Raw genomic sequence first — 12,500 nt, 5'->3', positions numbered from 1 at the left:
CATCATGGTGACGTGGCGGCAGCGCCTGCAGCGGATGCTGGACATGCGGCCCGGGGAGGCGCCAGCCGTCCTGGCAGGCAGCCTGCTGTTCTTCATGCTGTTCACGGGCTATTTCATGCTGCGGCCCGTGCGTGAAACCATGGGCGTTGCCGGTGGTGTCGAAAACCTGCAATGGCTGTTCACCGGTACCTTCATCGCCACTGTGGTATGCCTGCCTGTGTTTGGCTGGCTGGCCTCCCGTGTACGACGCCGGTACATACTGCCTTGGACCTATGGCTTCTTCATCTGCAACTTGCTCGCCTTTGCAGCGTTGCTGGCACGCCACCCCGACGGGCCTTGGGTGGCACGAGCGTTTTATATCTGGTTGTCGGTATTCAATCTACTGAGTATCTCACTGGCTTGGAGTGTGCTTGCCGACCTGTTCAGCACCGAGCAAGGCAAGCGCCTGTTCGGTGTAATGGCAGCAGGGGCAAGCCTGGGCGGGCTGAGCGGGCCGCTGCTCGGCACACTGCTGGTGGCGCCTCTTGGACACCCAGGCTTGTTGACGCTCGCGGCGTTACTGCTGCTGGGCAGCGTACTGGCCGCCTGGGTGTTGCAGCATTGGCGTACGACTAACCCTCTACCGACCCGCGAAGCCCCCCATGAAGGCCGCGCGCTGGGTGGCAATCCGTTTTCAGGCGCAGCGGCGGTGATGCGTACGCCGTATTTGCTCGGGATCGCCGTGTTCGTCGTGCTGCTGGCCAGTGTCAGTACATTCCTCTATTTCGAACAGGCCCGCATCGTCAGTGAAACCTTTGCCGACCGCACTCGCCAGACGCAGGTGTTCGGCGCCATAGATGCAATCGTTCAGGCACTGGCTATTCTGACGCAGCTGTTTCTCACCGGTCGACTCGCCCGACGCCTGGGTGTGAGGGTATTGCTGGTGGCAGTGCCCCTGGCCATGGCCGCTGGGTTCGTATGTTTGGCTTTGTCACCTGTCTTCGTTTTGTTCGTCATCGTGATGGTCGTACGGCGTGCCGGCGAGTACGCCCTGGTACGGCCAGGACGCGAGATGCTGTTCACGGTGGTCAGCGCCGAAGACAAATACAAGGCCAAGAACTTCATCGACACCGTGGTGTATCGAGGCGGTGACGCGGTCAGCGGCTGGATAAAGCGGGGCCTGGACCTTATCGGGGACCATCCACAAGTGGCCATGTTGATCGGGGCGACACTCGCCGTTTGCTGGGCCGCAACCGGTCATTGGCTAGGTGGCCAGCAGGGCCGACGGGACAAAACGCCAGGCCGGTGACGGGGGCGCGAACTATTGGGCATACCCTTGTTTAAGCCGTTTGTCCGAAGCCTTCTCGATAATGCGAATCCTGGCGGACGTCCGGACTCCCAATTCATGTACGGCATTGGCGCCGTGCATTCCGAAGTCATAAGAGGTTTCAGATCATGGCCACTAAAGACAATAGCCGTAGCGGTAACCAGCAGGGCAGCCAAGGCGGTAGCAAACATTCGGGCAACGTCGCCAATGACCGCGAGAAGGCTTCCGAAGCCGGCAAGAAGGGGGGCCAAGCAAACGCTGGCCACTCCAGCGAGTCGGGCCGCAAAGGCGGCAAGTCATAAGTGAAGCCTTGCAGTGCGAGGCCCGCCTGGCACTGCGTTTACTCGAGCAAGGAGCCTGCCATGCGCACATTCCCACTGATCATACTGATTGGTGCCTTGACCATCGTCGGCGGTTGTTTTGACCGCGACAATAATCACCCCGGCAAGGATTCCGATGCCAGCAAGCCGTCCTTGCAGATGCAAAAACCCGATGAAAACGCTGCACCCCGTTCTGCGCCAGCCCCTGAGCCGATGACAGGGCAGAAAGCCAATCAATAATACGCGCACGAGGAATATGCCATGACGGTCATGACCCGCCAGACCGCCGCGATGGTCCAAGCCCCATCTGTCGCCCCCAGCCTGAAGGACCGTTACCACGCCTTGCTCGAGGGCCATGACACCAGCAGCCGGGCCTGGCTTGATGCCCAATTGGAGCAAGCTCAGGACATGCCTGACGACTTGCCAGATGATCCGGCGCAACTCGACGCCTGGAGCTTGCAACACGCTGCCGGTGTGGCCGAGGGCTACAAGGCCTATCTGGATCAGCGCAAGCAGGGCGGCCCGCGGCGCTTTTTTGCTAACCGGGCCCAGGCCTTGTGGTTCCTGCAACAAGTTGAGCCCACCAAGGTTGTAGACGGTGCCTGGCTGTTCAGTGCTTTGCGGGAATGGCAAGATCCACGCTATCACGGTCTTATCCGTACGTACCTCGAAGAACTGGGCAGCGGTGATCCTCGCTGCAACCATGTATTAATCTACCAGCGCCTGATGAGCCGGCTCGGCTGCCTGGAGCGTCCGGACCTGGAGGATGGTCGCTACTTGCAGGCATCCTTGCAATTGGCGCTCGGCGAGTATGGCCAGGACTATCTACCCGAAGTGATTGGCTACAACCTTGGCTATGAACAGCCGCCTTTGCATCTGCTGATTACAACGTACGAATTGGCAGAGCTGGGTATCGACGGATTTTACTTCCAGCTGCATGTCACCATTGACAATGCCGCCAGCGGGCATGCCCATCTGTCGCTCCAGGCGCTGCGCCAATTGTGCCCGGCCGATGACGTGGCGGGTTTTTATGAGCGCGTCCGTCGGGGCTACCAGCTCAATGATCTGGGGATCAGCACCCCTGCGCTCATCGCACGTTTCGACTTGGAAGCAGAGCTGCTCCAGGCCCTGGAACACAAGCGCAATTTCGGTCAGTTCATGCATTCGGACCACTGCCGTCTGCAAAAGCGCACCATTAATCAGTGGCTGGCCGAGCCGGGCGCCATGCCGGCCTTTCTTGAAGCCATGCAGGCCCAAGGCTGGATTCGCCGAGGCGAGGCTCCCGAGCAAAGCCGCTGGTGGAAACTGATCGAGGGGCCGACCGCGCCCATGTATGGTGTATTTACCGCCTACGAGAAGCAGTTGTGGCACGACTGGATCGCCGCAGGGTCGCAATCGCGCATTCGCCGGGTGCTACCGGGTACCTGGGAGGCAGCCCTGCAATTGCAGGGCCAGACGTCAAGTAATCGACGGCCGTGCACTGCGGACTACGACATGGATACGCTGATCGGTGCCATGTCCGGCAACAAACATGCGACGCCCGAAGGATTGGTCGCGACCCGGGCTTACATACAGGCCACTGGCCTGCTCCAGGAAGGATCTCACTGATGCCCCTCGATTCATCTCAGACAGCCGCAGACCAGGCCTTACTCCAGTTGGGTAAGCGCCTTCGCGCCGATGGTTATCATTTTACCTGCGTGACACCCGCAACCCATGCTTTGGTCAACGCCCGGCCAGGCGCCGAGAAGGCCTGCACCGTCCGCGATGTGTTTGGTTGGAGTCGGCCGTTTGCCGCCTCGATGCTGTCGGACGATGAGCTCGACCTGATGAAAACCGCCGGCGTAGTGAACACTCATCGAGACCTGCTGGCCAGCACCGTCCGTTGGTCGACCCTGGACGGGGTGATGCTGGTGCACTCGGCTTACCCTACGCAGGCCAGCGATGCGGTGTTCTTTGGCCCTGACAGCTATCGTTTCGCCCATGTGATCCAGGATCACCTGCAATCGACCCTCAAGCGCATTGAGCGTGCGGTGGACATCGGCTGTGGCACAGGGGTGGGCGCATTGGTGATCGCCCGGGCTGCGCAGCATGCACAGGTAACCGCTGTGGACATCAATCCCAATGCATTGCGTTTTACTGCGGTCAATACAGCCCTCGCCGACGTCAGTAATGTCTCTGTTCAACACAGCAATATTCTTCAGGACGTGACGGGTCAGTTCGACCTGATCGTGGCCAATCCTCCCTACATGCTTGATGACGGGGAACGCACGTATCGTCATGGCGGAGGATCGCTTGGGGCTGACTTGTCGCGTCGCATCATCGAGCAGAGCCTTAAGCGACTGACCGTGGGGGGATCACTGTTGCTCTATACCGGCGTTGCCATCGTTGAGGGGCAGGACGCTTTGCTCGAAGGCGTTCGCGAGCAACTGGCCGGCCCTGAATTTTCCTGGGTCTATCGAGAGATCGACCCTGACGTGTTCGGCGAGCAATTATTGGAGCCAGGCTATGAGCGAGTCGAACGTATTGCGGCTGTGGCACTGACGGTTACGCGTAATCGGTGATGGTACAGGATTGAGCGATATCCAGATGTGCCCCATGGGGCGCACAGCGGTCTCCGGGGTTCGGTATCACATCACACATTTCATCTTTACCGCTGCTTGCAGGGGCGCTCTGGCCGGGTGCCTCTTTGGCAGTCCGGCCTTCGTACGTAGGTGTTTGATTTCACCACCGGTTCAATGAGAATAGCGGGATCCATCACCGTTGTGCCAAGGACCGTAACCATGATGCTGACCCCGCTGTTCCCACGTGTAGCCCTTGAAGACACGCTGTTCGTCTTCGCCTTGGAGGCAGAGGCGGGTGGTTTGTTCGGGCATATGAATACGGTCTTCACCGGCATTGGCAAGGTCAACGCGGCGATTGCACTCACCCGCGCCGTTACCACGCGCAGGCCCAGGCTCATCGTCAATCTCGGTTCGGCAGGCAGTCGGCTGCATGGCAAGGGCAGCCTGGTGTGCTGCACACGGTTCGTCCAGCGTGACATGGACGTCACGCCCCTCGGGTTTGCGCGCTACGAAACACCGCTGTCCGACATCCCTGTCGTGCTCGAGCATGGGCTGGCCATTTCAGGTTTACCCGTAGAGACCTGTGGCACCGGGGACAATTTCGAGATCAGCCACGGTGATGCACCTTATGACGTGGTCGACATGGAGGCCTACGCGCTGGCGCTCATCGCACGCTCCGAGAACATCCCGTTCGTGTGTCTGAAATACATCTCGGACGATGCCGGGAGTGATGCGGCCAGCGACTGGTCCGTGCAGGTGCACTTGGCGGCCGAAGCCTTCAAGCGGGTGCTCTTCAATCCTGGCTGAGTTTCTGTCCAACGGCTGTGTTAGCCATCCAGCGCTGCGGTTAAACCTTTGCCTAAGTAGCGCAGTCACTTGAGGTATCAGCAGATCACTCAGGGAGCATGTCAATGGCCAGGGCAATCTGGAAAGGCGCCATCAGTTTCGGTTTGGTACACATACCCGTGGCGCTCAATTCCGCCGTCAGCAGTGAACGCGTTGATTTCGACTGGCTGGACAAGCGCAGCATGGACCCGGTGGGCTACAAGCGCATCAACAAGGTCACTGGGAAGGACATTGACAAGGAAAACATCGTCAAGGGCGTGGAGTACGAGAAGGGCCGCTATGTGGTGATCAGTGAACAGGAGATCCGCAAGGCGCGCCCGGAAGCCACCCAGACGATCGACATCTTTTCGTTCGTGGATGCGGGGGACATTCCCCTTCAGCACTTCGATACCCCTTACTATCTGAGCCCTGACCGGCGTGGGGGCAAGGTCTACGCGCTCTTGCGCGAAACGCTGGCTACCACCGGCAAAGTGGCCTTGGCGACAGTCGTACTCCACACCCGCCAGCACCTTGCACTCATCCGGCCCCTGGACGAGGCCCTGGTGATGATCACGTTGCGCTGGCCAGATGAGGTGCGTGGGCTCGACACGCTCGAACTGGACACTTCAGTGACCAAGGCCAAAGTGGACAAACGAGAGCTGGATATGGCCAAGCGTCTGGTTGAAGACATGGCCGGCACTTGGTCACCGGACGAGTATCATGACGCGTTTCGAGACACGATCATGGAACTGGTTGCCGAAAAGGCCAGCAAGGGCAAGATCGAGACGGTGGAAAAAGGCGAGGACACCAGCGGCGAGAAGGGCGCAGATATCATCGACCTCACCGAGCTGCTCAAGCGCAGCCTCGGCGGCAAAGGCCCTGCGCCTTCCAAAAAGAAACCTGCTGCCGCGAAGAAGCCCGCCAAACGCACGCGCAAGGCTTCCTGACGGCAGTCACAAGTGCTTGGCCTGCAGCTGCTCCTGCAGGCCGGCCAGGTAATCGCCAAACCCTTCGCGTGCGCGACACTCGCGTCGGCTGCTGGTAGCCACACTGTGCCCGGCTGACCAACTGATCGGTACCCCCAGCGCTTCCAGGTCCCGGACCAGACGCACATCCTCGTGGGCCGCCAGAGGCTGGAACCCGTCGACGCTCTGATAGGCCTGTGCGCTCACGCCGAGATTGGCACCATGGATATGACGATGACCATCACGTGCCTCGTAGCGGCTCAGATAGAGTTTGCGCAACGCAGCGGTTTGCCAAGGCTGCCAGTGGCTCACATGGACCGTACCGCACACGACTTCAGCGCCGCATTCGAGCTGTGCCGTCAGCCAGTGGGCAGGGACCTGGCTGTCTGCGTCTGTGCAGGCAAGCCAGGTCGCACCGCGCGCGAGCATCCATTCGGCACCCGCGCGCCGGGCCATACCGACGTTGCCAGCTTCGATCGCGAAGGTGTGTGCTCCGTGGCGCTGTGCGACGGCGGCGGTGCCGTCGGTACAGCGATCCAGAACCACCAGAATGGCGACGTGATGACCTGCCGCCGCAGCGTATTGGGCAGCAGCCGAGGCGGCCTTCAGGCATCGCCCCAGACGCCGGGCCTCGTTGTGGGCCGGAATGACGACGCCGATCATACGCACGTCTCGTCAAGGTCTACCACGCTGGGTTGGTTGGACCAGTAGGCCATGATGAAGTCGGCCTCGTCGTGGCAGAACACCGGGTATAGCGGCAGGTGTTTGGACAGCATCCGATGCACCTCGCGCCCGTCCTGCGGACACCCGGCGATGGGATGCTTCCAGTGGCACGCCAACAGGCCTCCATCATAGGACAGGCTGGCAACAGACTGCTCGATCACCTGCAACCAGTCGGTGGGATCAAGGTAATACCCCACTTCGCTGAGCACGATCAGATCGAAACGCCCGCCCGGCCAGTCGGCAGGCAGGCGAGCGCGTTCTACCCGTGCGTGGCGGATATCGGCCAGGCGATCGGTGGCCAGGCCCACGGCTTTCGGGTCGAGGTCCTGGCACACCAGCTCGGCACAGCGCTCGGCGAGCAGCACACTGAGTTCGCCATTGGCGCAGGCCGGCTCGAACACACGCTCGTAGCACTGCCGGGGGAGGCTGGCCATGACCAGGTCGCGCTTGCGTTTTTCATACCAGCGGGTACGAAAAGCCCAAGGGTCTTCATTGGCGGCATACAGGTCGGCAAAATATTGGGCATCGATACTCATGGCAGATCCTTTTACAAGAAGACCAGTTCGAAGGGCTGTAGCACGCAGTCCAGCAAGTTGGGGCGTAGCACCGGCGGTGTACAACCGTCAGGTTCGAACTGGCTGACGTGTGCAGCGATGGCTTTGCGCTTGCGCCCCACCTGATCCTCATTGAGTTGCAAGCGGTGCGCACGTTCCCAGGGCAGACGTGGATCCTCGGGTTGGCCCCAGTGCCATGCCCATACGGGGACTTCCACCAACTGGGCCTTACGCGCCAACGCTGCCTGCGCGCCGGCCCGGCCTACCGCCTCGTGATCGCAGTGGCCGTCACCGCGCCAGGTTGTCATCAGCACATCTTCCGGGCGCAGCAGCTGAGTCAGGTGGCTAACCAGAAAGGCTTCCTCCCTGGCCAGTTGACTGTCCTTCAGGTGCAGGCGGCGCCAATCGATGCGCTTGGGGTCCAGCCCGAGCTGCTCGATGGCCTTGCGGCTTTCTTGCGGCCGGTCGCGACGCAGGCGATGCTCTGTCCAGCGAGTCGAGCCAGGATGGCTGCCTTCGCCGTCGGTCGCCGAGATCAGCACCAGGTCCTCTTCGCGCCCTGCAAAATCGGCCAGCAGACCACCGGCCATGAGAATCTCGTCATCTGGATGTGGGGCGATCAGTACCAGGCGTCGACCCGGTGGGCAGAGCTGCTGGGCAGAGACCCAGGTGGCCCGGGCCAGGTGGGCCGAGTGCTGCCACGCTGACCAGGGCGTGCCGTCATTGGACTGGATCAGGTCTTCACTCATAGCTGCCATGCTCCGGAAGAAAGCTGTGCGATCTGCGCGCCGAGTGCTGCAAGGTCTCGTTCGGCGTGACTCTGACGAATGAACACTGGCAGGTCAGCGCTCAACCGCGCAAAGTGTGCATTACGGCAAAACGGTGTTGCGCCCAACGCGCGGCCTACATGTCGCATGACGTGCTCCACGGCGTGTTCGACGTGGGCGCGCACGCGCTGCACGATGAGACTGGCATCGGCGCGTGGATTGCGATCGATCCAGGCGGCACATTCACGTAATGCCGCCCGAGCGCCGCACAGGGCGGCATCCACGGCGCCCAGGTGCGCATCGGCGTGGGGGTCCGGTTTGGGCTTGCGGCAATGCTCGCGCAGGTAGTCGGCCAGCGCTTCGGCCGCCCCATACCAACAGGCGGCAATGCCCGCGCCGCCGTGCCAGAAGCCAGGCCTTGATAAATACTCGCCCGCCGTACCGACCAGCACACCCGGCGTGTCGTTGAATTCGACCTCGACGCTGGCGGTGCTTGCCATGCCTACGGCCTGCCAGTGCTCGATATTCAGACCCAGGGTTGGGTCGGCCAAGCGGATGGCAACCAGCTGCGGTTGACCCGACTCGTCCCAGGCGGTGATCAAGGCCTGGTCGATTTGCAAGGCGCCCGAACACCACGCCTTCTTCCCGGCAAGGCGAACGCAATCTCCGTCTCTGGATGCAACGACGGCGCGAGCATCCGGCGGCTCTGCGGCCCACACACCCCAGATCCCATCGCCTACAAGATGGCCAGCGCCACATTCGGCCAGAATCGCCAAAGCGTCAGTGTGGCCCTCATAGAGCTTGGCCAAAGCCAGGTCACAGCCGGCCACGCGCGACAACGTCTGCCAGCGCTCCAGCGTCCTGCCGTGACCCGGGCGCGGTAGGACGTCCAGGCACTGGGACCGCAAGGTTTTCATCAATTCGAGTGACTGGGTATCGACATTGAGGGGCTGCAGCCGCTCCTCGTAAGTGCGCAACAAGCGGTCCAACGGGGTGAGGTCGTGGTCCTGAGGCATGCTCATGCGCGAAACTCCCTGTAGCGGTAGACGTCGGCCATCACGTGAGGCCAAGTTGTTTGCGCATCCGCGCCGTGATGGATTGACGGGTCTTGCTCATGTCGGCCCAAGGGTCCTGGGCATCGGCCAGTCGCTCGCCAACGGTGGCGATGGTCCACTGGTTGGCCCCCTTGAGCTGCGCCAGCTCTTCACGCCAGACGGGCACTGAAACCGGCAAGCCCTCGCGAGCACGCAGCGAATAGGCGCACACCGTGGTGGCGCCTTTGCCATTGCGCAGGTAGTCGATGAAGATACGGCCCACACGGTTCTTGGGGCCGGACACCGCGGTGAGCCGATCAGGGAACAGTTTTGCCAGGTAGGTGACGATGGCGTGACTGAAATCCTTGACGTCGTCCCAGCTCGCTTTTCTCGTCAGCGGGACAACGAGGTGGATACCTTTGCCCCCGCTGGTCTTGATGAACACCTTCAGACCCAGTTCGTCCAGCAGGGTCAAGGTCAGCTGCGTGGCCTCCAGCATCGCTTTCCAGGGCAGGGCCGGGTCAGGATCCAGGTCGAGCACGAAACGATCTGGCCGGTCGAAGTGCGTGTCCGTGGCGTTCCAGGTGTGCAGTTCGAGCATGTTCATCTGCACAGCGCCCAGCAAGGTGTCGGGGCGGTTGATCACCATGGCGGCTTGGCCGGCCTGCTCTTTGTCGTATGTACGCACGTTTGGAATGTGCAGCTGACCAGCGTTCTTCTGGAAAAACAGTTCCCCGGCGAGGCCGTCTGGCGCGCGTACGAGCGCAACCGGCCGGTGCTTGAGGTGCGGCAAGATCCATTGGCTGACCTGGGCGTAGTATTCGACGACGTCGCGCTTGGTCATGCCTGAGGTGGGATCGATCACGCGATCAGGGTGGGTCAGGCGCAGGTCGCCCAGCGTCTCGGTGTCCTTGGCCGCCTTGCGCTTATGGACGGTCTTGCTCGGCATGGCGCGCTCCAGGTCGATAGCAGTGGCCGGCTTGTCGTCGCGCAGGCCGTGAAATACCGCGTGGCGTACTACACCGTCACGCGTCATCTGGGCAAAAGCGATCTCGGCCAGCAAGGTGGGGTTGAGCCAATGTACACCGCGGGCCTCGGCTCCAGTGGGGGGGTTGGCCACAGGGGGGCTGGCGGTCTGCAGGGGTTCGAGTCGTGCGTGCAGCGTATCCAGAGTGGTGGTACTGAAGCCGGTGCCGACCTTGCCGGCGTAACGCAGCGTGCCCCCGTCGCCCTCGTGCAGAGCCAACAGCAAGGCGCCGAACCCATTGCGGCTCCCCTTGGGGTCGGTATAGCCCACTACCACGAACTCTTGCCGCCGCTTGCACTTGAGTTTGATCCAGTCGGCGCTGCGCTTGCCTGTGTAGCTGCTGTCGGCGCGCTTACCTATCAGGCCTTCAAGGCCCAGCGTACAGGCGCTTTCAAGCAACGCTTCGACCGGCTTGTCGAAGTCTGCGGAGTAGTTGAGGTTGTCCGCAGTGTTGTGCTCGAGCAAACGCTTCAACGCGTCGCGTCGCTGCTGCAAGGGAAGGGCGCGTAGATCCTGGCCGCCCAGGAACAGCAGGTCGAAGACGTAATAGGTAATTTGTTCATCATGAGCGGTATCGAATGCATTCTGCAGGGCCTGAAAATCTGCAACCCCTTGATCGTCATTGACGACCATCTCGCCATCGAGCCACGCAGAGTCCACGCCTAATGCGCGTAGCGCAGCGACCTGGCCGGGCATTTTGGCGCTCCAGTCATGACCATTGCGGGTGTAGAGCCGTACATCATCGCCCTCAATGCGCGCAAGGATGCGATATCCGTCGTACTTCACCTCATACCGCCACTCCCCGGAAGGCGGTGAATCGACCAACGTGGCTAACTGCGGCTGTAGGTGGTCTGGTAGTTTACCGGACTTGGACTTGGACTTGGACTTGGCGGCCTGCTTGGCCGGGGCAGGCTTACTTTTAGCCTGTTTGGCCGTCTTCGCAGAAGGCTTGGGGGTCAATGTCCGGTCGCTCAGCACGCTGTCGGGCTGTTCCTCGACGATACTGTACTGCGCCTCACTGCGGGCCTGGCTGTCGTTTGACTTGACCAGCATCCACTGCTCTTTCTTGCCTGCCAGCCGTGTTCGGAACAGGTTCCACATGCCAGCGAGCTTCTCGCCTTGCAGACGAAAGCGTAGCTTTCCTTTCTCGTACCCCTCACGCGGATCACCGTCCGGCTCCCAGACGCCACGGTCCCAGACGATGACATCGCCGCCACCGTAGTGACCTTGCGGAATATGGCCTTCGAACGTGGCGTAATCGAGCGGATGGTCTTCGACATGCACGGCCAGGCGTTTGACTTTCGGATCCAAGGAAGGGCCTTTTGGAATCGCCCAACTTTTAAGCGTGCCGTCGAGTTCCAGCCGGAAATCATAGTGAAGATGGCTGGCGTCATGCTTCTGAATGCAGAACTGTAATGCGTGGGCCGCTTTGGTGCGGCCGGATTTGCCGCTCGGCTCAGGCGTGGCGTTGAAATCGCGCTTGCGCGCGTATTCCTCGAGGGGCTTGGCCATGGGAACTCCGGAACCTGCGCTGTCTTGATCTTGGGAGGTGGCGAACAGCGCTGGAGTTCAAAAAACCACCGGTAGCCGCGTAAAACTCTGAATCTTCCTGGGTGCAGAGCAGTCGACTTTGGGTAAGCCAACTGATGGAGAGGCGTAATGTCCAGACCCGATGAACCCAAAGCCTATACCCCGACCGAGATCGATGACATCGAGGATCGAATGGGCAGCGTGCATGAGCTGAACTTCAGTGATCGCCTTGATGACCGTCAGGGACGGGTAGGTGATGAGCGGCCAGAAAGTGAAGTGGAGCAGGAGTTTCCGGAAGAACGGGTGCGCCAGAGCGGCTTGACCGGCGGCGAGGCACTGACCGACAGCCTGCATGAGGACGGCGTCACCGATGACGACCTGAGCCCGGACACGCTGCTGGATGAGACCGGCGCCCGAGATCCTCATGAGCCTGGATATGGCGGCCCTGCCGATCAGGCCCTGACCGAAGTAGACGCGATGGAAATCGGCGGCGGCCGTGGCCTTGACGAAGCAGAACTGGCCCGCACCAACCCGCTTGACGGGAAACCGTGGACTGATGATGCAATTGAAGAAGACGAAAGGAGCTGATCATGAGCGAATTACGCTGCGCTTGTACCGAGTGTTCCTGCACGGTGAGCACCTTGCCGCAGAATGGCAAGGCCTACTGTTGCGAGGCGTGTGCAACCGGACACCGCAACGGCGAGCCATGCCGCATGCCAGACTGTACCTGTGGCAAGGTCGAGCAAAAGAAGGAAACCAGTGTGGACAATGCACTGGATGAGACTTTCCCTGCCAGCGATCCTATTTCGCCGTGAGGGATATTGAGCCGGGTCTGCTCGGGCAGACCCGGCCTGTTCAACCTGCTTTGCATTGTTTGTGATAGCTAGC

The 12,500-nt window shown here is 61.1% G+C and carries 14 protein-coding genes; 9 read left to right on the top strand and 5 right to left on the bottom strand.

The window, feature by feature from the left end; genetic code table 11:
- Nucleotides 1-4 precede the first annotated feature (4 nt).
- From CRP40_RS20595 to CRP40_RS20565, 7 genes are all read left to right on the top strand, one after another.
- Nucleotides 5-1,288, top strand: a complete 1,284-nt coding sequence (locus CRP40_RS20595) for an MFS transporter (protein WP_027915606.1) — start codon at nt 5-7, stop codon at nt 1,286-1,288.
- Between the two features lie 146 nt (nt 1,289-1,434).
- A complete protein-coding gene (locus CRP40_RS20590) occupies nt 1,435-1,608 on the top strand; it encodes a KGG domain-containing protein (RefSeq protein WP_027915605.1) in 174 nt (57 codons plus the stop codon).
- Nucleotides 1,609-1,668: 60 nt separating this feature from the next.
- Nucleotides 1,669-1,866 carry a hypothetical protein gene (locus CRP40_RS20585; RefSeq protein ID WP_027915604.1) on the top strand — a complete coding sequence of 66 codons (198 nt, stop codon included), beginning with the start codon at nt 1,669-1,671 and terminating at the stop codon, nt 1,864-1,866.
- A 21-nt stretch (nt 1,867-1,887) separates the two neighbouring features.
- Nucleotides 1,888-3,234: an iron-containing redox enzyme family protein gene (locus CRP40_RS20580; RefSeq protein ID WP_027915603.1), complete on the top strand. Its 1,347-nt coding sequence runs from the start codon at nt 1,888-1,890 to the stop codon at nt 3,232-3,234.
- Nucleotides 3,234-4,187, top strand: a complete 954-nt coding sequence (locus CRP40_RS20575; RefSeq protein WP_027915602.1) for a class I SAM-dependent methyltransferase — start codon at nt 3,234-3,236, stop codon at nt 4,185-4,187. Before CRP40_RS20580 ends, CRP40_RS20575 begins: the two co-directional genes overlap by 1 nt.
- A 219-nt stretch (nt 4,188-4,406) precedes the next feature.
- Nucleotides 4,407-4,994: a nucleosidase gene (locus CRP40_RS20570; protein ID WP_027915601.1), complete on the top strand. Its 588-nt coding sequence runs from the start codon at nt 4,407-4,409 to the stop codon at nt 4,992-4,994.
- Between the two features lie 104 nt (nt 4,995-5,098).
- Nucleotides 5,099-5,959: a Ku protein gene (locus CRP40_RS20565; protein ID WP_027915600.1), complete on the top strand. Its 861-nt coding sequence runs from the start codon at nt 5,099-5,101 to the stop codon at nt 5,957-5,959.
- Between the two features lie 6 nt (nt 5,960-5,965).
- Here the strand turns inward: CRP40_RS20565 and CRP40_RS20560 are convergent, their stop codons facing one another.
- The 5 genes from CRP40_RS20560 to ligD are packed head-to-tail and all read right to left on the bottom strand — an operon-like array spanning nt 5,966 to nt 11,594.
- On the bottom strand, nt 5,966-6,640 hold the full coding sequence (locus CRP40_RS20560; RefSeq protein WP_027915599.1) for a glycosyltransferase: 675 nt from the start codon (nt 6,638-6,640) through the stop codon (nt 5,966-5,968).
- Complete coding sequence (locus tag CRP40_RS20555; RefSeq protein ID WP_027915598.1) at nt 6,637-7,236, bottom strand: class I SAM-dependent methyltransferase; 600 nt, start codon at nt 7,234-7,236, stop codon at nt 6,637-6,639. The genes CRP40_RS20560 and CRP40_RS20555 overlap by 4 nt, the downstream gene beginning before the upstream one ends.
- Nucleotides 7,237-7,247: 11 nt before the next feature.
- Entirely contained in the window at nt 7,248-8,003 is a 756-nt protein-coding gene (locus tag CRP40_RS20550) for a PIG-L family deacetylase (protein ID WP_027915597.1), read from the bottom strand.
- Nucleotides 8,000-9,043 carry an acyl-CoA dehydrogenase family protein gene (locus tag CRP40_RS20545; RefSeq protein WP_027915596.1) on the bottom strand — a complete coding sequence of 348 codons (1,044 nt, stop codon included), beginning with the start codon at nt 9,041-9,043 and terminating at the stop codon, nt 8,000-8,002. The genes CRP40_RS20550 and CRP40_RS20545 overlap by 4 nt, the downstream gene beginning before the upstream one ends.
- Before the next feature lie 34 nt (nt 9,044-9,077).
- The gene (gene ligD, locus CRP40_RS20540) at nt 9,078-11,594 is read right to left on the bottom strand and encodes a DNA ligase D (RefSeq protein WP_027915595.1); all 2,517 of its coding nucleotides are present in this window, start codon (nt 11,592-11,594) and stop codon (nt 9,078-9,080) included.
- Nucleotides 11,595-11,741: 147 nt separating this feature from the next.
- Here ligD and CRP40_RS20535 point away from each other — a divergent pair, with 147 nt between their 5' ends.
- Together CRP40_RS20535 and CRP40_RS20530 are read left to right on the top strand one after the other, a co-directional pair.
- A complete protein-coding gene (locus tag CRP40_RS20535) occupies nt 11,742-12,200 on the top strand; it encodes a hypothetical protein (RefSeq protein ID WP_027915594.1) in 459 nt (152 codons plus the stop codon).
- Between the two features lie 2 nt (nt 12,201-12,202).
- Complete coding sequence (locus tag CRP40_RS20530; protein ID WP_027915593.1) at nt 12,203-12,427, top strand: metallothionein; 225 nt, start codon at nt 12,203-12,205, stop codon at nt 12,425-12,427.
- Nucleotides 12,428-12,500 lie beyond the last annotated feature (73 nt).

The organism is Pseudomonas sp. URMO17WK12:I9 (assembly GCF_900230165.1).
Classification (GTDB): Bacteria; Pseudomonadota; Gammaproteobacteria; order Pseudomonadales; family Pseudomonadaceae; genus Aquipseudomonas; species Aquipseudomonas fulva.
This window is presented reverse-complemented; position numbering and strand designations above follow the sequence as displayed.